Source organism: Microtetraspora glauca (assembly GCF_040656155.1).
Taxonomy (GTDB): Bacteria; Actinomycetota; Actinomycetes; order Streptosporangiales; family Streptosporangiaceae; genus Microtetraspora; species Microtetraspora glauca.
This window is the reverse complement of sequence record NZ_JBFALK010000010.1, coordinates 59634-81607: the sequence shown is the minus strand read 5'-3', so window position 1 is coordinate 81607 and position 21974 is coordinate 59634. Positions and strand designations below refer to the sequence as shown.

The 21974-nt window shown below is 71.3% G+C and carries 18 protein-coding genes and 2 pseudogenes; 9 read left to right on the top strand and 11 right to left on the bottom strand.

The genetic code is table 11. The features are described 5' to 3' along the window. Window positions 1-133 precede the first annotated feature (133 nt). The 4 genes and pseudogenes from ccsA (AB0I59_RS42235) to AB0I59_RS19270 all read right to left on the bottom strand — a co-directional run. A pseudogene (gene ccsA / locus AB0I59_RS42235) lies at window positions 134-967 on the bottom strand (cytochrome c biogenesis protein CcsA); the annotation flags it as partial. Between the two features lie 14 nt (window positions 968-981). Then, on the bottom strand, window positions 982-1428 hold the full coding sequence (locus tag AB0I59_RS19280) for a cytochrome c maturation protein CcmE (protein ID WP_358134459.1): 447 nt from the start codon (window positions 1426-1428) through the stop codon (window positions 982-984). 46 nt (window positions 1429-1474) lie between these two features. Next, window positions 1475-2134, bottom strand: a pseudogene (gene ccsA, locus AB0I59_RS19275) (cytochrome c biogenesis protein CcsA). 222 nt (window positions 2135-2356) lie between these two features. Then, complete coding sequence (locus AB0I59_RS19270) at window positions 2357-3106, bottom strand: hemerythrin domain-containing protein (RefSeq protein WP_358134456.1); 750 nt, start codon at window positions 3104-3106, stop codon at window positions 2357-2359. Window positions 3107-3316: 210 nt separating this feature from the next. Here AB0I59_RS19270 and AB0I59_RS19265 point away from each other — a divergent pair, with 210 nt between their 5' ends. After that, a complete protein-coding gene (locus AB0I59_RS19265) occupies window positions 3317-4582 on the top strand; it encodes an APC family permease (protein WP_358134453.1) in 1266 nt (421 codons plus the stop codon). 451 nt (window positions 4583-5033) lie between these two features. Here AB0I59_RS19265 and AB0I59_RS19260 read toward each other — a convergent pair whose 3' ends face one another. From AB0I59_RS19260 to AB0I59_RS19250, 3 genes are all read right to left on the bottom strand, one after another. After that, window positions 5034-5960 carry an aldo/keto reductase gene (locus AB0I59_RS19260; protein ID WP_061258031.1) on the bottom strand — a complete coding sequence of 309 codons (927 nt, stop codon included), beginning with the start codon at window positions 5958-5960 and terminating at the stop codon, window positions 5034-5036. 99 nt (window positions 5961-6059) lie between these two features. Then, complete coding sequence (locus AB0I59_RS19255) at window positions 6060-6929, bottom strand: NAD(P)-dependent oxidoreductase (protein WP_358134450.1); 870 nt, start codon at window positions 6927-6929, stop codon at window positions 6060-6062. Window positions 6930-6986: 57 nt separating this feature from the next. Beyond that, window positions 6987-7568 (bottom strand): YdeI/OmpD-associated family protein, encoded by a 582-nt coding sequence (locus AB0I59_RS19250; RefSeq protein WP_358134447.1) that lies wholly within the window; start codon window positions 7566-7568, stop codon window positions 6987-6989. A 229-nt stretch (window positions 7569-7797) separates the two neighbouring features. Between AB0I59_RS19250 and AB0I59_RS19245 the strand changes: the two genes are divergently transcribed. From AB0I59_RS19245 to AB0I59_RS19210, 8 genes are all read left to right on the top strand, one after another. After that, complete coding sequence (locus tag AB0I59_RS19245; RefSeq protein WP_061258029.1) at window positions 7798-9999, top strand: peptidase domain-containing ABC transporter; 2202 nt, start codon at window positions 7798-7800, stop codon at window positions 9997-9999. A gap of 167 nt (window positions 10000-10166) precedes the next feature. Further along, entirely contained in the window at window positions 10167-10319 is a 153-nt protein-coding gene (locus tag AB0I59_RS19240; RefSeq protein ID WP_358134444.1) for a hypothetical protein, read from the top strand. A 187-nt stretch (window positions 10320-10506) separates the two neighbouring features. Then, window positions 10507-11493, top strand: coding sequence for an MvdC/MvdD family ATP grasp protein (locus tag AB0I59_RS19235; RefSeq protein ID WP_061258028.1), 987 nt, complete (start codon window positions 10507-10509; stop codon window positions 11491-11493). 1 nt (window position 11494) lies between these two features. Continuing rightward, complete coding sequence (locus AB0I59_RS19230; protein WP_061258027.1) at window positions 11495-12583, top strand: TIGR04500 family putative peptide maturation system protein; 1089 nt, start codon at window positions 11495-11497, stop codon at window positions 12581-12583. Window positions 12584-12764: 181 nt separating this feature from the next. After that, window positions 12765-14063: an FAD-dependent oxidoreductase gene (locus AB0I59_RS19225; protein WP_358134440.1), complete on the top strand. Its 1299-nt coding sequence runs from the start codon at window positions 12765-12767 to the stop codon at window positions 14061-14063. A gap of 284 nt (window positions 14064-14347) precedes the next feature. After that, window positions 14348-14596 (top strand): LLM class oxidoreductase, encoded by a 249-nt coding sequence (locus tag AB0I59_RS42095; protein ID WP_082777158.1) that lies wholly within the window; start codon window positions 14348-14350, stop codon window positions 14594-14596. Window positions 14597-14605: 9 nt separating this feature from the next. Next, the gene (gene tenA / locus AB0I59_RS19215) at window positions 14606-15271 is read left to right on the top strand and encodes a thiaminase II (protein ID WP_061258023.1); all 666 of its coding nucleotides are present in this window, start codon (window positions 14606-14608) and stop codon (window positions 15269-15271) included. Between the two features lie 50 nt (window positions 15272-15321). Beyond that, window positions 15322-16869: a PucR family transcriptional regulator gene (locus AB0I59_RS19210; RefSeq protein ID WP_061258022.1), complete on the top strand. Its 1548-nt coding sequence runs from the start codon at window positions 15322-15324 to the stop codon at window positions 16867-16869. 10 nt (window positions 16870-16879) lie between these two features. Here the strand turns inward: AB0I59_RS19210 and AB0I59_RS19205 are convergent, their stop codons facing one another. The 4 genes from AB0I59_RS19205 to AB0I59_RS19190 form a co-directional block, all read right to left on the bottom strand. After that, window positions 16880-17881 carry an adenosine deaminase gene (locus tag AB0I59_RS19205; RefSeq protein ID WP_358134436.1) on the bottom strand — a complete coding sequence of 334 codons (1002 nt, stop codon included), beginning with the start codon at window positions 17879-17881 and terminating at the stop codon, window positions 16880-16882. 2 nt (window positions 17882-17883) lie between these two features. Beyond that, the gene (locus tag AB0I59_RS19200) at window positions 17884-19638 is read right to left on the bottom strand and encodes an adenine deaminase C-terminal domain-containing protein (protein ID WP_061258020.1); all 1755 of its coding nucleotides are present in this window, start codon (window positions 19636-19638) and stop codon (window positions 17884-17886) included. Window positions 19639-19659: 21 nt separating this feature from the next. Continuing rightward, window positions 19660-21033, bottom strand: a complete 1374-nt coding sequence (locus AB0I59_RS19195) for a purine-cytosine permease family protein (protein ID WP_061258019.1) — start codon at window positions 21031-21033, stop codon at window positions 19660-19662. Window positions 21034-21295: 262 nt separating this feature from the next. Continuing rightward, complete coding sequence (locus AB0I59_RS19190) at window positions 21296-21907, bottom strand: hypothetical protein (protein ID WP_358134433.1); 612 nt, start codon at window positions 21905-21907, stop codon at window positions 21296-21298. Window positions 21908-21974: the final 67 nt, after the last annotated feature.

Sequence of the window (21974 nt, the reverse complement as noted above, 5' to 3'; positions counted from 1 at the left end):
GGGACCGGTCGGCCCGCCAGGCGAGCAGCCCTCCGGTCTCGACGAGCGCCGCCGTGAGAAGTCCGAGCAGCGCCGGGCCGACAGCCGATCTGGTGAAGGAGTGCACGCTGGCCACCGCGCCGCTCCGGGTGAGGAACGTGCCCATCAGCACGAGGAGGAACGCGGCCACCGCGAGAGAGACGTTCCACCTGCGCAGCCCTCCCCGGCGTTCCTGCACCATCAGCGAGTGCAGCAACGCCGTGGCGACGAACCACGGGATGATGGAGGCGTTCTCGACCGGGTCCCATCCCCAGTACCCGCCCCAGCCGAGCACGCCGTACGACCACCAGGCGCCGAGCACGATTCCGGCGGTCAGCGGAATCCAGGCGATCATCGTCCATCGCCGCATCACACGGACGCGGTCCCGTCCGCACTCGCCCGTCAGCAGGCTCGCGACTCCGTACGCGAACGGAACCACCAGACCGGCGTAACCGATGTACAGCAGCAGCGGATGGACGCCCATGAGAGGGTGGCCGCGCAGCAGCGGATTGGGCCCCGGCCCGTCGGCCGGCGCGACGGCGACCGGTTGGAACGGGTTCGCGGCCAGCAGGGTGAGCGCGAAGAAGCACGCGCACACCAGCATGATCACCGCCATCGCGATCGGCCGGCGAGGGTCGTCCCCCTGTCCGTGACCGGCCGCGAAGGCGAACCCGGTGAGCACCAGGATCCACAGCACCATGGAGCCTTCGAGCGCCGACCACAGGCTCGCGACCGTGTAGTACGGCGACACGTCCCGGCCGCCGTGGAGCGCCACGAATTCGACCTGGAAGTCCCGGGTGAGCAGCGCCGTCTCCGGGAGGGCGAACGCCGCCACCCCCGCCGCCAACGCCGCCCCCGTGGCGGCCCGGGCCGTACGGCGTCGCGCCGGTCGCGGCCACGAGAGCACCGCGACCACCGAAGCGACCGCGCCCGTGGCGAGCGCGATCATCCCGAGCGGGCAGATCACGGGGCGGCGGCCTTGCCGCGGTATTCGTTGGAGTGCTTGACCATCAGCCGGTCGGAGCGCAGAACGCCGTCGGGCCCGGCGATCCCCTCGGCGACCGCGTCCTGACCCTCGCGGAACACCGCCGGACGCTCGCCCCGGTACACCACCTCGATGCCGGTCACACCGTCGCTGAGCCGGAACGTGATGGCTCCTCCTTCCTGGTGGACGGAGTGCGGCACCACGAGCCCGCCGACCCGCATCCGCAGCGCTGGGTCGGCGGGTTCCCTCGCGACCTCTGTCGGGGTCCGGCAGTAGACCAGCCCCTCCCCCGGCCCCGTCACCGCGAAGCACGCCAGGGCGATCCCGGCGGCGGCGACGACGAGCAGCAGCGGCAGGCGGCCGGACCACCGCGACCTGGAGATCACGATGACCGCCTGCCGGACCAGACGACGTACGCGCCCCACGTCGTGAGAGTGAGCAGGTAACCCGCCCACGCCCATCCCGCCCCGGTCACGCCGCCGCCCTCATGGTCGCGCGCGCCACGTACTCCCGTTCGGCCGAGGTCTCGGGCAGCGTGCTCAGCGCTCGGAAACGCCGCCCGACCACCCAGACCCCGGCCAGCATGAAGGCCACCACTCCGGCGGCGAGCGCCGCGAGCATCGGCGGGTCGACGGGAATGTCCCCTGACGGCTTGAGCAGCGAGGGTGCCTGGTGCAGCGTTCGCCACCACAGGACCGAGAAGTGCACGACCGGCATGACGGTGACGACGAGCGGTCCGGCGAGCGCGGCCCTGCGGGCACCGCCCTCCCCCGGCCACGCCCGTACGGCGAGGCAGACCAATGCCAGGAGCAGCATGGCGGTGGTGCTGACCAGGCGCGGATCCCAGGTCCACCAGACGCCCCAAACGGGTCGGGCTCACAGGACGCCGAGCGCGATCGTGAGCGCCGTCAGTCCGGTGCCGAGCTCGGCGGTCGCCCGCCCCAACCGGTCCCACCCGCCGGTACGGCGGAGCAGATACATGACGTTCCCCACCAGCATGACGGAGAACGCGGCATAGGCGGTCAGCACCGCCGGGACGTGCACATACATCAGACGCTGGGCATCGCCCTGCACCGCATCGGTCGGAGCGGCGAAGAGGCCCAGGAGAACGGCGACCACCGCGCTGATCACCACGCCGATCCCGAGCAGGCGCTCGGGAACCCCGCCGATGGACCGTGGCCGGTCACTGGACAGCCGGTCATTGGGCCCGACGACTCATCATCCCCCACGTCGAACAGTCCTCGGGAGGCTATCCGCGGCGCTCCGTCGGTCCGCCCGCGACCTGCGGATCATGCACAAGCCATGGATCTCCCTTGTATGACCGCGGGACGAGCGGCGACCCCCGGCACGGCGTCACACCCGTGGAGTGAACTGAGCCAGGTCGTAGATCCCGAGGGTCTTCTCGATGTCGGCGACATGGTCGACCACGCCGGTGAAGCCGTTCGCGCCGAAGCGGCGGTGCTCCTCGTCCTCGAAGACCTCGCCCAGTTCGAGGAACTCCTTGGGCGGGACGACGTCGCGGAAGGCGGGGAAGACCACGGTGTCCTCCCGGGCCTCGTGTGGCTCGTACATGCGGATGAACGCGGCCATGTCGGTGACCAGGGCGCGGCGGCCCCGCGCGTCGGGGACCTTGGAGGGAGCGGTGGCGTCCAGGATGCGGCTGGTCAGAACGCGTCCGCGCCGGTGTTGGAGCTGGAGGACGGAGACGGTGTCGGTGAGCTTTCCGGCCTTGCGCAGCCGCGGGAAGACGTACTGCTCTTCGAGGTGCTCGTGGTACTCCTCGATGAAGTCACGGATGATGCGCGCCCCCGCGTTGAGCGGCTGCGCCGGGACCTGCTCGCCACCGTCGATCCGGCGGATCCCGTCCCGGTAGATCAACAGGATCCGTTTGAGTACGCCGTGCTCGCGCATGAGGTCTTCCGGCGGAGTCACCGGTACCTCGGACTCCTTACCCGGCGAGGACGGCGCCGGGGAGGTCGCCCCGGCCGCGGCCGTACGCGCCGGGGCGCCGCAGGCGGCGAGGGCGGCTCCCCCCGCCATCGCGGCGGTGGACAAGCCCAGCAGATCGCGCCGGCGCACCGCCGGAGAGTTCAGGTCCCCCACGACACCTCTCCATTTCATCGTCTGCGCGCTCGGGCATTGGGTGCGTTCGGGACATTCCCTGGTCTCACGACCCCACGCGACCTTCCGGGTAATGCTCCGGCCAGCCGAGTGACCCGGCCGCCGCGACCGGACCGGCCGGTTTCCGTACACCGCCGAATCAGTATCGTGAACCCGACATCGGGATCCGTTCTACGTCGATGGAGAGTCGCTATGGCCAGCGCGTCGGCCAGAGCCCGCCAGCCGCTGCTGGAGCGTCGCCTGGGTCTGACCGACGCCGTGGTCATCGGCCTCGGATCGATGATCGGCGCCGGGGTCTTCTCCGCGCTGGCCCCGGCCGCGGCCGCGGCCGGCTCCGGACTGCTGGTGGGACTGGCGCTCGCGGCGGTGGTCGCCTATTGCAACGCCACCTCCTCGGCGCGGCTGGCGGCGCGCTACCCCGCCTCTGGCGGCGCCTACCTCTACGGCCGCGAACGTCTGGGCCCGTTGTGGGGATATCTGGCCGGGTGGAGCTTCGTGGTCGGCAAGATCGCCTCCTGCGCGGCGATGGCGCTGACCGTGGGCGCCTACCTGTGGCCGGGGCACCACCGGGAGGTGGCCGTGGCCGCGGTGGTGGCCCTGACCGCACTGAACTACACCGGAGTACGAAAGGCGGCGTGGCTGACCCGCCTCATCGTCGCGGTGGTGCTGATCGTGCTGGCCGCCCTGGTGGCGACGATCTCCGTCAGCGGCCACGCCCAGCCGGCCCGGCTCACCGCCGTCTCCGAGGGCGGCGTGCGCGGCGTGCTGCAGGCGGCGGGCCTGCTCTTCTTCGCGTTCGCCGGCTACGCCCGCATCGCCACCCTGGGCGAGGAGGTGCGCGACCCCGCCCACACCATCCGGCGCGCGATCCCCATCGCACTCGGCATCACCCTGGTGGTCTACGCGGCCGTGGCGGTCACCGTCCTGGCCGTCCTGGGTCCTCGGCGACTGGCCAGATCGACCGCCTCGCTGGCCGAGGCGGTCACCGCCGCAGGCCTGCCCGCCCTGGCCCCGGCCGTCCAGGCGGGCGCCGCGATCGCCGCCCTCGGATCGTTGCTCGCGTTGATCCTCGGGGTGTCCCGTACCACCCTGGCCATGGCCAGGGACCGGCACCTGCCGCCCGCTCTGGCCGCGGTGCACCCGCGCTTCAAGGTGCCGCACCGGGCCGAACTCGCCGTCGGCGCCGTCGTCATCGTGCTGGTGCTGACCAGTGACCTGCGCGGCGCGATCAGCTTCTCATCCTTCGGCGTGCTGGTGTACTACGCCATCGCCAACGCCGCCGCCTGGACGTTGCCTCCCGGTGAAGGACGCCCGCCCCGGGTCGTCCCCGTCCTCGGCCTGGCCGGCTGTGCCGCTCTCGCCTTCAGCCTCCCGCCGGTCGCGGTGCTCTCCGGCAGCGCGGTCCTGATGATCGGCGTCCTCCTGTACGGGGCACGCCGAATCCTCAACCGGCGCTGAGCCCACGTCGGGGTTCGACGCCCGGGGTTCGATCTCAGCCGGTCCACCATTCGGTAGCATCTTGAAACCATATGTCCTCGCACCGAAAGGCGAAGGCAATCGCCCGGCGCACGCCCGGCGGAGGTGGAGGCGTATCGTTCGCCGCCAAAGATCCGGCGGACGTGGCGATCGGCCCGATAGGGGTGCCGAGTCTGTATGTGTGGAGCGATGGTGACCCGGTGGTACGGCGCCGCACCGCCGACCTGACGGCAAACCTGACGGCAAATGGGTGACCGGCCCGTACCGCTTCGTGGCGTTGGAGGGAATCGGCCACTGGATCTCGGAAGAGGCGCCGGAGCTCACCTCGCGGCTGGTGGTGGAGCACGTGCGGGGGTCGAAGGGCGGGGAACGAAAGCCGACCCGGATCTGGCGGAGGACCGCCACCGGGCCGGCCTCCGGCCGCCCCCCGTGATCAGGAGGCGATCTCCTCCAGCTCGGCCAGCGCCTCCGCGCCGGGCCGCCACGCCCCGGCGGCGGCGTTGGCCCTGATCTGCTCCGGCCGGGTCGCGCCCGCGATCACCGAGGCCACGGCGGGCCGTGCGAGGAGGCCGCCGATCGCGACGTCGAGCAGGCCGACGCCCTGCCGCTCCGCGTACTGCGCGAGCCGCTCAACCGTGTCGAACCGGGCGTCAGTGAGGTAATCGGGCCGTGCGGCGAGACGGGTGCCCTCCGGAGGCGTCGCGCCTCGCCGGTACTTGCCGGTGAGCAGCCCGTTCGCGAGCGGGAAGTACGGCAGCACGCCGACGCCGTAGTGCGTGGCCGCGGGCAGGAGTTCCTGCTCGACCCGCCGATTGAGCAGGCTGTACTCGTTCTGCGCGGAGATGAAGCGTTCGTGTCCCGCGGCACGGGCGATGTGGTCGGCGTCCGCGACCTGCCATCCGGCGAGGTTGGATGATCCGATGTAGCGCACCTTGCCCTCACGCACCAGCTCGGTCAGCGCGGCGAGGGTCTCCTCGATCGGCGTCACCCGGTCGGGGAAGTGCAGCTGGTAGAGGTCGATCCAGTCGGTGCGCAGCCGGCGCAGCGACCGCTCGACCGCCTTGCGGATGTAGCGCCGCGAGGCGCGGGCGCCCCAGTCGGGGCCGTTGGCCCCGCCGGTGTCCCCGCCGAACTTGGTGGCGAGGACCACCTCGTCGCGCCGCCCCTGCAGCACCTCGCCCAGGAACGCCTCGGATTCGCCGTAGATGTCGGCGGTGTCGATGAAGGTGATCCCCACGTCGAAGGCGGCGTCCACCACCGCGCGGGTGGCCTCGATGTCGATCCGCCGGCCGAAGTTGTTCGCCCCCAGACCGACCGCCGAGACGACCAGACCGGAATCGCCGAGACTGCGGTATGACATGTCAGACACGGAAACGCTCCTCTGTTCCTCATCCGTCGTCATCGCGTGCGGCCGGTTCGCGTCCGTGTCCGGGTTCTCTCCCGGGACGACCCAGGTGCCCTACTCCTCACCCTGTACGGCACGGCGCGCCTCGCGGAGCAACTCCACGACGGCGCCGATGTCGGCGTCCGCCCAGCCGAGCTCGGCCGCCTCCTCGTAACGCCGCTCGACCAGCCGGGCGATCGGCGGGTCGATCCCGGCGGAGCGGGCCACGTCGACGGCGAGCCGCACGTCCTTGGCACCGAGCCGGGTCGTGAACCAGCCGCGATGATCACCGCTGAGGATATCGTCGATCCGGTTGTGCACCGCGGGCGGGACGGTCGGCCATCCGAAGAGGAAGTCCCGCAGCAGCATGTCGTCCACGCCCGCCGCCAGGCCGATGGCGACCACCTCGGCGACCACGGCGACGCTCGACATGAGCAGATAGTTGTTCAGCAGCTTGAAGACGACCGCGTTGCCGGGGTCGTCTCCGCAGTAGCGGTAGGCCGCGAACGTCTCCGACCAGACGGGCCGCAGATCGTCGACGAGCTGCCGGTCGCCCCCGACCAGCGTGAACGCCTGCCCGGAGGCGACCGCCTGCGGCCCCCCGATGATGGGCGCGGCCACGAACCGGCCTCCCGGGGCGGTCTCGCGCAGCGCCCGTGACGTGTCCGGGGAGACGGTGCTCATGTCGGCCACGATCGGCCCCTCCACCCCGGCGAGCCGGAGCATGACCTCGCGCACCGCCTCGTCCCCCGCGAGCGAGAACAGCACGGCGTCGGAGTCGCGCGCGGCCTCCGCCGGATCTTCTGCCTCGGCGGCGCCACGGGCGACCACCTCGCCGGCCCGCCCCGGGGTGCGGTTCCACACCGTGACCGTGAAGTCCCGTTCGAGCAGCCGCTCGGCCAGCGCCCGCCCCATCCTGCCCATTCCGAGCACCGCGACGCGCATAGGGCATCCCCCCTCCCGGCCATTGTCCCCGCCGTCACGCTGCGGGAACTTCCCGGGTCAGGGGTAGATCTTCTGCTGCTCGGCCAGCATGGCGACGAACTTCTCGATGCGCCGCGCCCGGGTCTCGGGCTTCTTGGCGTCGCCGACGCGGTGGAGTACGGCGTACCGGTTTCTGCTGTCGAGCGTGGCGAAGAACTCGGCGGCCGCCGGGCTGGCATCGAGGGCGACCCGCAGGTCGTCGGGGACCGTGGCGGTCCGCTGCGACTCGTAGGCCGCGTCCCACCGTCCGTCGGCCCTGGCCCGCTCGATCTCGCGGAGTCCGGCGGGCCGGACCAGACCGCGCTCGGCCAGCTCGGCGACCCGGTCGCAGTTGATCTTCGACCATCTGCTCCTGGCCCTGCGCGGGGTGAACCGCTGCAGCCAGTGGGTCTCGTCGAAGGCGGCCTTCTGCCCGTCGATCCAGCCGAAGCACAGGGCCACGTCCAGCGCCTCGCCGTACGACACGGTGGCGATGCCGGAGCCCTTCTTGGCGATCTTCACCCAGAGTCCGTCCGACCGGTCGTGCTCCTGTTCGAGCCACTCCTCGAACGCGTCGCCGGACGGGAACTCGATGACGGGCAGGTCCTTCGCGGGAGACACGGGCAACCTCACCAGGCCGGTCGGTGGTCGGACACGGCGGGCCTTCCGGCCGCCGGGGGCGGGTTCACGCTACCCCCTCCCGGCCGGGTCCGATCAGGTCCACGGTCAGCCGGACAGATCAGACGGGACCGCGAGGCGCGGTGGAGTCGCGGATGACGAGCCCCCTCTGCGCGGCTCCCCTTGTCATTCACAATCAGATTCAAAGCGGAGGGGCGGAGACTACCGCTCCATGCGGGTTCCAGTCACACTCCAGCACAACTTGGTCGAATGCGGGGCCGCCTGCCTCGCGATGATCCTCGGCGCGCACGGGCACCACACCTCCGTGCGCACTCTGGCCGTGGAGATGGGCGTAGGCCGGGACGGCGTCAGCGCGCTCACCCTGGTACGCACCGCGCGGGCGCGCGGGCTGACCACGCGCGCCTTCTCCCTGCCGGCGGCGCACGTACCCGAGATCCACCTTCCGGCTGTCGCCCACTGGCGGGCCAGGCACTTCGTGGTGGTGGAGCGGGCGGCCGGGAAGCGAATCACGATCGTCGACCCGGCGAGCGGACGGCTGAGACTCACCTGGGAGGAGTTCGCGCGGGACTACAGCGGTGTGGTCCTCACCTTCGCCCCCGGCCCGGACTTCCAGCGGGGACACCTCGGTGAGCGGCGATCCTGGTGGTCGCGCTACATCCGCTTCAGCGTGCTGAGCCACCGGGGCGTCCTGGCCGTCCTGGTACTGCTCAGCCTCATCCTGCAAGGGCTCGGGCTCGTCCTGCCCGCGGCCACCGAGAGCATCGTGGACGGGGTGCTGGGGCGGGGTGAGGTCGATCTGCTCCCGCTGCTGGGACTGGCCGCGATCGTGGCGGTTGTCGCCCACCTCGCCGCCGGAGGGTTGCGGGCCTGGGCGCTGGTCGTGCTGCGGGCCCGGGCCGACACCGCGCTGCTCGACGATCTGGCCAGGCGGCTGCTCGCCCTGCCGTTCCGCTTCTTCGCTCACCGGGGCTCGGCCGATCTGGTCTCGCGGATCAGCGGGGCCGGCCTGCTGCGGGACATCCTCACCGGTCAGGTGCTGTCCGCGCTGCTCGACGGCCCTCTGGCCATCGGGTATCTCGTCGCGGTCACCGTACGGTCGCCGCTGCTCGGCGTGGTGCTCGTCGTCCTGGCGGCGGCCCAGTTCCTCGTGCTCCTCCTCACCCGGCAGCGGATCCGCGACCTGGTCCACCGCGAGCAGGAGGCGCGTAACGACGCACAGGGGCAGCTCATCGAAACCGTCAAGGGCATTGAGACGATCAAGTCGTCCGGAGCGGAGAACCAGGTTCTCGAACGCTGGACGGGTCTGCTGCACGTCCAGACGCAGCAGGTACGGCGGAGCTCGTCCGCCCAGGGCATGCAGGACACCGTGCTGGGAGCGCTGAGGTTCGCCACCCCGCTGGCTCTGTTGTGGGCCGGTGCGTGGCAGGTGGTGGATCACCGGCTCACCACGGGCGCCATGCTCGGCGTGCTCGGCCTGGCCGCCGCCGCCCTGGCACCGCTGGCCTCGTTGACGGCCAGCCTGCGGGGCCTCCAGACCGCCCGCACCCAGGCCGAGCGGCTCGCCGACATCTGGGAGACCGCCCCCGAGCCCGGCCCCGCCGGTGCGGTGGGTGACGAGGGCGAGGCTCCGGAATCCTCCGCCCCCACCGTGTCCGCCGGCCGTACCGGTGGCGGAGCGCGGCGGAGCGGCATCGAGATGAGGGCGGTCGGCTTCCGGTACGCGCCCGAAAGCCCGTGGATCGTCCGCGGGATCGATCTGCGCATCGTCCCCGGGCAGAAGGTCGCGCTGGTCGGGAGGTCCGGGTCCGGCAAGACCACCCTCGCCCGGCTCCTGCTGGGGCTGTTCCCGCCGGTCGAGGGCGAGATCCTCTACGACGGGGTGCCGGTGTCCCGCCTGGATCCGGGACGGCTACGGCGCCGCTTCGGGGTGGTCACCCAGGAGCCCGCCCTGTTCACCGGCTCGATCGCGGACAACATCGCGCTGGGAAGTCCCGCCGCCTCCCCCGGCGAGGTGGAGGAGGCGGCCCGGCTGGCCTGCGTCCACGACGACATCGCCGCGATGCCTCTGGGGTACCACACCGTGCTGACCGAGGGCGGGGGTGTGTCCGGCGGTCAGCGCCAGCGCATCGCCCTGGCCAGAGCGATTCTGGCCCGGCCGGAGATCCTGCTGCTTGACGAGGCCACCAGCCACCTCGACACCGACACCGAGGCGGCGTTGAGCGCGAACCTCGGCGCCCTTCCCCAGACGCGCATCGTGATCGCCCACCGGTTGAGCACGATCAGGGACGCCGATCTGATCCTGGTACTGCACGGCGGCCGGGTCGTCGAGAGCGGCGCCCACGACTCGCTGATCCGCTCGGGCGGCCTGTACACGCGCCTCGCGCAGGCGCAACTCCCGACGGGTTCCCTGTGAGCCCGTGCCGCCGTACGCACCGCGCCCCAGACGACCGGAGGGCGTGGGAGACCCGGCGAGCACCCCGCCGATGGGCTCGGCTCCGGGGATTCCAAGTCGGCTCCAAGCCACGATCCGCAACATTGGTCAGGAGATCGCTTTTCCACAGCGAGAAGGAGGCACGTTCCATGAACGCGACACCACGCACCGAGTTCGGGGACATCACCCCGGCCGGTGCCGAGCTCGACGAGAGCGCGCTGAGCGGCATCAACGGCGGTCAGCCGACGGTCGTGACAGGGGAGTACTACGACCCGCCCGGCATCTGCTGCCCCGACTCGTGAGCAGTCGCTCGCGTAGTCGGCCGTAGCCGCCCTCCCGCCCGAGGGAACGGCGGCTGGGGCCGATGTTCGCCGGATGTGGGGACGCGCGCCGTCCCCACATCCGGTGAACCGCCGTCCCGAGTCCGGAGCGGCCTGTTCTCCCCGGTGGCCCATCACCTGCGCGCGGGCCCGCTCTCCAAGGAGATCCGTGTCACCCCCGCATGTACTCGTCCTGACCCGTGATCAGGACCCGCACGCCGACCACGTCCGGGACCTGCTGGCCGGACGCGGCGCCCGTACCACCGTCTTCGACAACCGGGACTACCTCACCCGGGCCCACGTCGAGCTGGCGTACACCGCTCGCGGGCTCGCCCGGCGGCTGCTGCACACCGAGGACGGCACGCTCGACCTGGACTCCCTGACCGCGGTGTGGTGGCGACGCCCGAGACCGCCAGAGGCCCACCCGGCGATCACCGACCCATCGGTGGCCGCTTACACCGCCAAAGAGAGCGTGGACCTGCTCACCGACCTCTGGGAGCATCTGCCCTGCCGTATGGTGCCCGCGCGCGAGTCGGTGTACCGGCGGGCGGCGCACAAGCCGTCCCAGCTCATGCTGGCCGCAGAGCTGGGGTTCGAGATCCCGGAGACGCTGATCGCGACCCAGGCGGACGCCCTGTGGGACTTCCACAACCGCCATGACGGTCACATCATCACCAAGCCCATGGGCATGCCGTGGGTGGAGAACCTCGCGGGGGGCCACACGGTCATCCGCAAGTGCGAGTTCGTCTCGGCCCGGGATCTGGCGTACGCGGAGGCGCTGCGGTTCTGCCCGGTCATCGCGCAGCAGTACGTGCCCAAGCGGCTGGAACTCCGGGTCACCGTCGTCGGCCGGCGGGTGTTCGCGGCCGAGATCCACTCCCAGGAGAGCAACCGGTCGAGGGTGGACTGGCGCCGGTACAACCTCGAGGTGACACCGTACGGCGTGCACCGGCTTCCGGACGAGGTCGCCGACCGGTGCCTGGCGATGACAGACCGTCTCGGGCTCGTCTTCGGAGCCTTCGACCTGGTCCTGACCCCGGACGGCCGGTACGTGTTCCTGGAGATCAACCCCAACGGCCAGTGGCTGTGGGTCGAGGAGCTGACCGGTCTGCCGATCAGCGAGGCGCTCTGCGACCTGCTGCTGGAAGGAGCCTGACGTGTCCCTTGTGGTGCCCCCCGATCTCCTCGGCGCCGCCCTGGAATGGCTGCGCGGGCTGGACGGTGTGCGGCCGGAACGCGCCGGCGAGCTGCTGTCGGACCTGCGTGGCCGCTATCCGGAGGTGAGGATGCGGTTGCTGTGGCAGCGCGAGGCCGCCACCGGTGAGTACCACTACGACCTGCTGTTCCCCTCGCCCGAAGGCAGCGTCTCGCTGGCCTTCGCGCCGGACCGGGTGATTCCCTGGCCGCTGCGGGGAGGCCAGCGCTCCGGCGAGCAGCTCGTCCTGCGCGTCAACGGCGTCGACATGACGATGGAGCGGGCCGTCTCGGTCCTCGACGTGCTGTGGGAGGACACCGGCCTCGCCAGGCGCCTGATGAACGCCGCCCTGGTCGAGGAGGCCCTGGCCACGCGGCACACGGACCTGTCCGCCGACCGGCTCCAGAAGGCCATGGACGCCTTCCGCCGCGCGCGGGGACTGATGACCCCGCAGGCGACGCTGCGGTGGATGGCCGAACGCGGCCTGAACCACGCCCGCCTTGAGGAGGTCGTGGCGAGCGAGGCGGCGGTGGCGGAGCTGCGCCGAGAGGTGGTCGACGGGCGGGTGGAGGACTTCTTCGCCGCCCATGGCGAGGAGTTCGACCGGCTGCGCGTGGTCAGGCTGCGGTACGCGGACCCCGATCGCGCCGCCGCCGTCGCCGCTCGCCTGCGGGTCGGGGCGGTGCCGCCTGACGAAATGGAGAAGGACACCGACCCCGTCGCGCTGGCGGCCGAGGAGATGCTGGCGGGCGTGGCCACCTGCCGGATGGAGGCGAACGGCAGGGGCGACCTGGTCGCGCTCTTCGGTGCCCCGGCGGTGGACGCTCGGGCCGGTCAGGTGCTCGGACCCGCGGGGCTCCCGGACGGTGGTTTCTGCGTCGTGCGCGTACTGGCCGTGGAACCGGCGGTGCTCGACGAGGTGACCCGCAGGCTGGTCGAGGGCCGGATCTTCGATGACTGGCTGGCCGAGCAACGGCGACACGCGCACGTGGAGTGGTTCTGGGGCAGCCGGGCCCGTACCGACGAGCTCACCACCGACCTGCGCGCCTGACCGAATCCACCGGAGACCGCGGACCGGACCGCCGTAGCGGCCACCGACGACGTGGCGGATTCTCCGGGTATGGAAACCCCTGAATGTGTACACGTCCGTCGGCATGACCTGGATTTCGGCCGGGAACGGTCATGTACTGCCAGTACGAACCGTGCTCGTCCGACCGAGAGGGAGCTGACGAATGCCGGAATCCGAGAGCACGACCTGCGCCATATCCGGTGCCGGCCCGGCGGGGGTGATGCTGGGCCTGCTGCTGGCCCGCGCCGGAGTCCAGGTGACCGTCCTGGAGAAGCACGGCGACTTCCTGCGCGACTTCCGCGGGGACACCGTGCATCCCTCGACGTTGCAACTCCTGGACGAGCTGGGGCTGGTGGAGGACCTGGAGCGCATCCCCCACCGGAACCTGACGACGCTTCGCATGAGCACGCTCACCCGGACGCTGGTGGACGCCGATCTCCGGCGGTTCCCGTCCACCCGGAAATACCGCCACATCGCGATGATCCCGCAGTGGGACTTCCTCAACCTGCTGGTCGAGCACGCCCGCCGCTATCCGGCGTTCCGGCTGCTGATGAACGCCGAGACCCTCGGGCCGATCGAGCACGGCGGGGCGATCCGCGGCCTGCGCTACCGCGACGCGCGCGGCGAGCACGACCTGCGCGCGGTGCTGACCGTGGCCGCCGACGGCCGCCGCTCCGACCTGCGGCGGGCCGCGGGGATGATCCCTCTCGACTTCGGGGCTCCGATGGACGTGTTGTGGCTGCGCGTCTCGCGCCGTCCCGACGACGACGAGGGCGGCGGCCTCGCGGGTCACATCGGCAAGGGAGAGATGGCGGCGGCGATCGACCGCGGCGACTACTGGCAGATCGCCTTCCTCATCCCCAAGGGCTCCTACCAGGAGATCCGCGCCCAGGGCCTGGAGGGGCTCCGGCCACGTCTGGCCCGCCTGCTGCCGTTCCTCGCCGACCGGGTGGACGAGATCGACGACTGGGGGAAGGTGGCGTTCCTGGAGGTCGGCGTGAACCGGCTCAGGCGCTGGGACCGGCCCGGCCTCCTGGCGATCGGCGACGCCGCGCACACCATGTCGCCGATCGGCGGTGTGGGCATCAACCTCGCCGTGCAGGACGCGGTGGCGACCGCCAACCTGCTGGCCGATCCGCTTCATCGCGCCCAGGCCGATCCGGCGAGGTTCGACAAGACGCTCAACCCCCGGCTCGTACAGCGGGTGCAGCGGCGCCGCATGATCCCGACCGTCGGCACCCAGTTCGTCCAGTTGCTGGCCCAGCGCCGGCTCGTCGACCGGATCCTGGACGGTGAGGAACCGCGGATGCCCGCGATCCTCAGCGGCGAGCGCGGCCGCCGGCTCATGTCCCAGCTCCTGATGCGGATCATGGTGTACGGCATCCTGCCCGAGCACGTGCGCACGCCCGACCGGGCAGGTGCGGACGCCTCCAGGTCGGGTGTCCGCCAGTCAACGGGCTGAAGCGGGCGGAACGGCCACGACCGCTCCCACCAGTGATCGGAGACCGTTCCTTCCGAGGTAGGTTTCGACCGCCGTGCCGGAGCTGGTGCTTAACACGGCGACGGTACGGCCACTGTCCCTCCAGGCGCGCATGACCTCCTCCGCCCCGGCCACGGGAGCGGCCGTCCCGGCCGCCGCCACCTCAGCTTCTCGCAGGATTCGCTCTACCTCGAGAAACGGCTCGGTGCCGAGGTGCATCACCCCGGGAGACTTCACCACAAGATCGTCATACCGGACGAGCGACCGTGTTGGAACAGTTCGGCATCCTCGGCGAGGAGGTCGCTCCCGTACTCCGCAAGGAATTCGCCGCCGGACGGCCGAGCGGCGTCGCGGATGGTCTCACCCACGCGTCGCTGGTCGCCCGGCGTGACGCCGGAGCGGGCGAGGAGCCTCATCCGACCGCGGGTCCCCCACCTGACCGTGCGTCCATCACGGGGGCCACGGGCTCCGGCGCCCCCATCCTCGGCGCGCCCGCCCGGCTCCCCGCTGGATAGCATCGGCGGATGCGTGCCTTCCGTGACGAGCTGTGGCGGGCGATGGACGGGATCTACCAGCAGATCCTGGCCCACCCGTTCCTCACCGGGCTGACCGACGGGTCCCTGCCCAAGGAGGTCTTCCGGCACTTCGTGCTCCAGGAGGCGCACTTCCTGCCCGACTACGCTCGCGCGCTGGCCGCGTGCGCGGTCAAGGCGCCCGACCCGGCCTCGGTCCAGCGGTTCGCCGCGGACGCCGCCCGTACGGTCGAGGTGGAGCACAGCCTGCACGTGGAGTTGCTCAACGCGTTCGGTATCGGGGAGGCGGAGGCGCGCCGCCACCCCGCGCCGCCGACCGCGCTCGGGTACGGGTCGTACCTGCTGCGGGCCTGCCATCTCGGCACCTTCGCCGAGGCGCTCGGCGCGATCGTGCCGTGCTACTGGATCTACGCCCGCGTCGGGCAGGCCCTGCTCGACCGGTCCTCCCCCGACCCGCTGTACGCGTGGTGGATCGAGACGTACGGCGGCGAGGAGTACCAGGAGACCGTCGCGGGCGTGCTCGACCTCCTCGACGAGGTCGCGGAGGGCCTGACCGGCGACGAGTGCGGGCGGCTGCTCGCGAACGCGACGACCACGGCGCGGTACGAATGGATGTTCTGGGACGCCGCCTGGCGGCGGGAGGACTGGCCCGTCTGAGCTGCCGATACCCTCGATGGGGGATTCGAACGGCTACGGGATCGGGAGAGATGCGGCTGCGGGACCTGTGCCAGGTCGACCATCTGGGGTTGAAGGTCCTGACCGGGCATGACCTGCTGGATCGACGGGTCCGTGGCGTGGCCACGACCGACCTGCCGGAACCGGCCAGATTCGTCCAGCCGGGAGAGCTGGTCCTCACCGAGCTGACCTGGCATCGGGGGCCCGGCTCCTCGCGGCGGTTCGTCTCCGCCCTCGTCCAGGTGGGGGTGACCGCGCTCTGCTCGGGCACCGCGCTGAAACTGCCGCCCGCCGATCTCATCGACGCCTGCGCCGAGGCCGGCCTGCCGCTGCTCTGCCTGTCGGTGGAGGTGCCGTTCAGCGCCGTCACCGAGTACGTCCTGCGCCGCCTGATCGACGAGTTGGGCAGCGCCCCGCGCCACCGGCCCGGCTCGCGGCGCAGGCTCGCGAGCGTCCTCGTGGACGGCGGCAGCCTGAACAAGCTGGTCACCGCCGTGGCCGGAGAGCTGGACGTGCCGTGCTGGGTGATGTCGGCCACCGGCCGGGTGATCGTGGGATCGCAGCCGCTCGCGCCCGAGGACCGGACCCGGCTGGCCCACGCGTTCCTGTCGGCGCGGTTCCTGCCCGGGATGTCCACCCGCGAGGACGGCACGGTGCTGTCGGTCTTCCCGGTGAGCAAGGGCGCGCCGCACCGCATCGCCAACTGGTTCCTCGCGTACGCCGGAGAACAGGTGGGGGCGGGCGGCGAGCACGAGGACCTGATCGTGGAGCTCGCCGCGCTGGTGGCCCTGGAGCGGTCCCGCCTGGAGGCGGCGCAGCGGATCGAGCGGCGGGTGCTCGACCAGTTGCTGAACCTGCTCGGCTCCGGGGAGGCCGACCTGCCGGGAGTCGTCTCACGGCTGCACACGCTGCACGTCGAGACCGAGCACGGGCTGCTGGCGGCGGCGCTCCAGGTGGAAGGCGTGGAACGCGCGGACGAGGTGGGCTCCGCCGTACTCGACGAGCTGCTCCGGCCGCTCGCGCCGGGGGTGGCCACCGCGCCCGAGGGCGGCGAGGCGGTCGCGCTGGTACCCCTGGCGGGGAACACCGCCTCCGAGGTCGCCGAGCACGTGCTGCGCGGCGCGCGGACGCTGGAGGCTGGTCTCCGCGACGCCCGGATCACGCTCGGCCTGAGCAGCGTGACCACCGGCCCCGCCGGGCTGAGCAGCCTGATCGAGGAGGCGCGGCACGCGCGCAGGCTGGCGGCCCTCGGACAGGGCCGGGTGAGCGCGATGACCGCCGACGACGTCAGCTCGCACCGGTCGCTGCTCGCGGCCATCCCCGGTGACCTGCGCCGCTCGTTCCGCGCGCGGCTGCTCGGCCGCCTCGAGGAGTACGACGCCGCGAACCAGACGGACCTGGTCGAGACGCTGGAGATCTTCCTGGAGGAGTCGGGCGGGTGGGCGACGACGGCCGATCGGCTCCATGTCCACGTCAACACGCTGCGATACCGGTTGAAGCGGATCGAGGAGCTGACCGGCCGGTCGCTCACCTCGCTGGACGAGCGGGTGGACTTCCTGCTCGCCCTCAGAATGCGCTAGCGGCCGCGTCTCAGGACGCCGCGTAGGCGTCCAGCTCGGCCAGGTAGGCGTCCTTCACCTGGCGGGGCAGCCAGGTGATCTCGAAGGCGTTGCGCTGGAGCCGGACCAACTCCTCGCGGGACAGGTCCAGCGCCTCCTGGATCGCGACCAGGTTCTCCTGGACGTAACCGGGGAAGTACGCCGGGTCGTCGGAGTTGATCGTGACGCGCAGGTCCAGGTCGAGCATCCGCCGGATGGCGTCGGCCTTCATCGAGTCCGTGACGTACCCGTTGGAGATCGGGCACACGGTCAGGCCGAGCCCGCGCTCCTTGATGGCCTCGACCAGCGCCGGGTCCTCCAGCGCGTTGACGCCGTGGTCGATCCGGTTGACGCCGATCTCCTCGACGCACTGGCGGATGTGCTTGGTCGAGTTCTCCTGGTCCACGTCGCAGTGCATGGTCAGCAGGTAGCCCTCCTCGCGGGCCCGGGCGAACACCGCGGCGAACTTGGCCGGCGGGTTGCCCTTCTCGTCGGAGTCCAGGCCGACACCGGCGATCCACTCGCGGTACGGCAGCGACTCCAGCAGCGTCGCCATCGCGTACTCCGCCTGGAAGTCGCGCAGGAAGCACATGATGAGCTGGGCGCGGACGCCGAATTGCCGTTCCGCGTCGAGCAGCGCCCGGCGCAGGCCGCGGATCACGATGTCGAACGGCACGCCGCGCGAGGTGTGCGCCTGCGGGTCGAAGAAGATCTCCGCGTACCGCACGTTCTGGGAGGCGGCCTTACGCAGGTAGGCCATCGCGAGGTCGTAGAAGTCCGGCTCGGCGAGCAGGACGTTCATGCCCTCGTAGTAGACCGACAGGAACGACGGCAGGTCGTCGAAGTCGTAGGCGGCGCGCATGTCCTCGACCGTGGTGTAGGGCAGGTCCAGGTTGTTCCGCTTGGCCAGCTCGAACTTCAACTCGGGCTCCAGCGTGCCCTCGATGTGCAGGTGCAGCTCGCACTTGGGCAGTCCGGCGATGAAGTCCTTCATGGTCAGGCCTCCGAGATGATCGGGTCGATGACGGCCAGCTCCACGCAGTCGACCAGGCCGAGGTCGGTGATCGCGTAGTCGGGGATCGCGGTGATCGACAGGAAGAAGAGGTACATCAGCGGGGCGGGCAGCGTACAGCCCATCTCCCGCGCCAGGTCGTCGAGCCGGGTCTCGGCGGCGGCCATCTCGGCGGCGGGCAGGTCGGAGACGATCCCCCCGACCGGCAGCGGGAGCAGCGCCTTGACCTCGCCGTCCACGACGACCACCTGGCCGCCGCCGGCCCTGACGACCTCGTTGATCGCGACGGCCATGTCCGAGCGCGAGGCGCCGACGCAGATGATGTTGTTGTCGTCGGGGGCGGCGCTGGTCGCGATCGCACCCTCGCGCAGGCCCATGCCGCTGACCATGGCGACCGGCATGTTGCCGGTCTTGCCGTAACGCTCGACCACGGTGACCAGCAGCGCGTCGTCGGCCACGGAGGGTTCGACCAGGCCGCCCGCGACGGGCAGCGTCACGTCGCGGCGCTTGCGCACGAACACCTGCTCGGGCGTCATGTTCATGGTGAGCACGGTCACGCGCGAGGCGCCCTCGGGCGCGCGGAGCGCCAGGTCGGCGGCGGTGATCTCGCGGACGGGGAACGGCCGCACGTCTCCGCGCTCCGGCGGCGCGGTCGGGGTGATCATGGCGCCTCCGCGTGCGACCGGCGTGCCGCCGGCCACGACCTCGCGGACCCGGAAGTCGTCCAGCGAGTCCACGATCAGCACGTCCGCGAAGCGGCCGGGGGCGATGCTGCCGACCAGGTGGTCGATCCGGTACATCTCCGCGCAGTTGATCGTGGCCATCTGGATGGCGGTCACCGGGTCGACGCCCGCCTTCACGGCCATCCGGACCAGCTTGTCCATGTGGCCACCGGCCAGCACGTCGGCCGCGTGCACGTCGTCGGTGCAGAACGCCACCCGCCGCGCGCCGACCTTGGAGACGACCTGGATGTTCTCCTCCAGGAAGTGCGCCACCGACGACTCGCGGACGATCGCGTAGATGCCGAGGCGCAGCTTCTCCAGCATCTCCTCGTGCGAGTAGGACTCGTGGTCGAGCCGTACGCCGGCCGCCGCCAGTCCGCCGATCCGGCGGGCGTCGGACAGCGGCGCGCAGCCGAAGACGGGCAGCCGGTGGCGTTCGGCCAGGTCGAGGGCGTCCATGACGGCGGGGTCGCCGTGCTCCACCATCTCCTGGACGGTCTCCCACACGCCGACGCACTCGGGCCAGTCGTGCGCCTCCGCGTGCTGCTCCGGCCCGAAGGTGTGGCCGACCGTGGACTCCGGCACCGTGTACGGAGCCTTGGCCGGGGCGCCCCACCAGATCCGCATGCCGGTGTTCTTGGACTCGTCCAGGAAGCGCCGTACGCCGGGGAGGCCGTCCACGACCAGGATCTGGTCCAGGCCCGACACCACGCTCGTCGTGCCGTACGGGACGACCAGGTCGGCGAAGCTGGTGACCGAGAGCTTGCTGCACTCGATGTGCAGGTGGCCGTCGATCAGGCCGGGCACGAGGTAACCGCCGCGGGCATCGATGATCTCGGTTCCCGGGCCGCGCAGCGTGTCCGGCAGGTCCCCGACGGCCGCGATCCGGGTGCCGCTGATCGCGACGTCGGCCGGGTAGATCTCTCCGGTCAGTACGTTGACCAGCGTGCCGCCGGTGATGACGCGGTCGGCGGGGCGCCGCCCGTAGGCGACGTCGAGCAGGTGGCGGTCTGGCATGGGATGTCGTGCCTTTCGTTGTCAGGCGGCGGCGGGGGCGGGCTGCACGGCGGTACGCCGCTCCAGCGCCAGATAGGTGATGCCCGCCACGATGACGCCGGCGAAGATGCTGAAGTCGGTGCCGCCGGTCGCCTGGGAGATCGGGCCGACGAACGCCGTGGAGTTGATCCACAGCGCGGCTGCGATCATGCCCGCGACCTGGGCCGCGACGCCGGACCAGCGCACGCCGCCGCTGCCCCAGTACGGGCTCGCCGGGCTCTCGTCGAACAGCGCGGAGCCGTCGTAGCCGCCCCTGCGGCGCAGCCAGTCGGACAGGTAGACGCCGGCCCAGGGAGCCAGCCAGATGATCAGCAGGCCGAGGAAGGTGTTCAGCATCGTGTTGAACGAGTCGGAGACCACGGCCACGTAGGTGATCGCGACGCAGATCACCAGGTCGGCCACGACCGCGACCCAGCGTTTGACGTTGATCCCGGCCGCCTGCAGATTCAGGCCGGAGGAGTACAGGTCGGTGGTGTTCACCGCGAACAGCGTCACCATGGCGAGCACCAGGTAGGGCACCGTGAACCAGCCGGGCAGCGCGCCGGGCAGGCCCGAGATCGGGTCCCCCGCGTCGGTGACCACGGTGGCGACCGCCGCCCCGAGCGTCATCAGCAGCACGTACGGCACGAAGCCGCCGAGCGCGGCGTAGCCGAAGACCGCCTTCCTGCTCGCGTCGGCGGGGAGATAGCGGGAGTAGTCGCTGCCCAGCGGGGCCCACGAGAGCCCGCCGCAGGACATGACCAGCGCGACCGCGACCGTGAAGGTGGCGAAGTCGGCGCCTCCGGTCGCGGCGACCTCGACCTTCGGGCCGACCAGCACCGCCATGATCGCGAACATGGCGACGAACACCCAGGTGAAGTACTTCTGGGCCTTCATCACGGCCGCGTGTCCCACGAGCGGGAGCACGAGCTGGATCAGCGCGGCGACCAGGATCACGGCGACCTTCAGCCCGATGCCCTGGTCGTGGACGCCCGCCTTGTCGAGCAGCGCGAGCGCGGCGAAAGTGATCAGCACCATGCCGCCCGCCTCGAAACCGACCATGTTCAGCCAGCCGAAGAAGCCGAGCGCGCGGGCGCCCTTGGGACCGTAGGCCGCACGGGAGACGGCCATCGTCGACGTGCCGACCGCCGGTCCCTGCAGGCTGGTCAGGCCGACGAGCGGGAAGGCCAGCAGGTTGCCGATGACGATGGCGGCCACGGCCTGCGGGAAGCTCAGGCCGAGCGACACGACGACTGTGCCATAGACCAGGGTGAAGATGCCGAGCGTGGTTCCCGACCACAGGAAGAGCAGGTCACGGGGCCTGCCGTACCTCTCCTGCGGCGAAACCAGCTCGATGCCGCGTTGCTCGACGGCCACCGGCCCCCCTCTTTACCTTAAAAGCGACAATCAGTGCGGTTCCAGGAAATCAGCCCACGTCTGACCGGACCATTGGCGAACGGCACGAGCCGCGGCCCGGCCTCCTGTAGCCGTCTCCAAGCTGATCGCACTGGTCGCACAACTGATCGCACGAGTGATCGCACAGCCTCGGGGCCGTCGGCCACCTTCCACGCGCGGCCCAACAGAATGTAGTCCCGGCAGGCCAGAGCTCCGACCAGGGTCCGCACGAGTCGGGAGGGGGTCAGCCGCCCGCGCCGACGTCGTTGTTCGGGGCGCCGTCACCGCTGGTCGGCAGGTCGCCCCGTTCGATCGGCCCGGAGGGGCGGCCGCCGTCCGCCGGGGAGGGTCCGGCTCCGTCCCCGTCACCGACCGCGTTGCGCGCCCCGGCCACCGCCGACTTCAGCGCGGCGCGGTCCACCTCGCCCGTACGGCCGCCGAGCCGGATGAGATGATCGCCTCTGACCGCGACGTACTCGTGCCGGTCACCCCCGGACCGGTACCAGCCCGCCTCGTCGTGGTCACACGTGACCACGGAACCCGGTTCCGCCTGCGCGAGCGGCGTTTCCGCGCACAGGGCGTCGCCGAACGTGCCGCGATCGACGCGGAGCTCCACCTGCCCGCCTTCCGGCGAGACGTAGAAGCTGCCGAAGCCCTCATCTCCGACGACGCCGACGGACTGCTCGGCGAGCTCGAAGCCGGGGATCTCGACCACGTAGATGAGGTCCGGGGCCGCGCCCTGGCCTCGGGCCCGGTCCACCAGGGCCTGGCTGAGCGGCGCACCGGTCCCGCAACCGGAGGCACCCGCCACGACCAGGAGCCCGAGCGACAAAGCGGTCACAAATCGGCGAATCACGCGATCACTCTCCCGCATGGTGACGGAAGCCGCCACCGGAGACCCCCGCGCGGCGGCTCGGGGCGTC

Bases quoted from the DNA above. Each gene is read 5' to 3' on its own strand.
- AB0I59_RS19265 (WP_358134453.1), top strand. From the start codon at position 3,317: ATGGCCAGCGCGTCGGCCAGAGCCCGCCAGCCGCTGCTGGAGCGTCGC.
- AB0I59_RS19260 (WP_061258031.1), bottom strand. From the start codon at position 5,960: ATGTCATACCGCAGTCTCGGCGATTCCGGTCTGGTCGTCTCGGCGGTC.
- AB0I59_RS19255 (WP_358134450.1), bottom strand. From the start codon at position 6,929: ATGCGCGTCGCGGTGCTCGGAATGGGCAGGATGGGGCGGGCGCTGGCC.
- AB0I59_RS19245 (WP_061258029.1), top strand. From the start codon at position 7,798: ATGCGGGTTCCAGTCACACTCCAGCACAACTTGGTCGAATGCGGGGCC.
- AB0I59_RS19240 (WP_358134444.1), top strand. From the start codon at position 10,167: ATGAACGCGACACCACGCACCGAGTTCGGGGACATCACCCCGGCCGGT.
- AB0I59_RS19225 (WP_358134440.1), top strand. From the start codon at position 12,765: ATGCCGGAATCCGAGAGCACGACCTGCGCCATATCCGGTGCCGGCCCG.
- tenA (WP_061258023.1), top strand. From the start codon at position 14,606: ATGCGTGCCTTCCGTGACGAGCTGTGGCGGGCGATGGACGGGATCTAC.
- AB0I59_RS19210 (WP_061258022.1), top strand. From the start codon at position 15,322: ATGCGGCTGCGGGACCTGTGCCAGGTCGACCATCTGGGGTTGAAGGTC.
- AB0I59_RS19205 (WP_358134436.1), bottom strand. From the start codon at position 17,881: ATGAAGGACTTCATCGCCGGACTGCCCAAGTGCGAGCTGCACCTGCAC.
- AB0I59_RS19200 (WP_061258020.1), bottom strand. From the start codon at position 19,638: ATGCCAGACCGCCACCTGCTCGACGTCGCCTACGGGCGGCGCCCCGCC.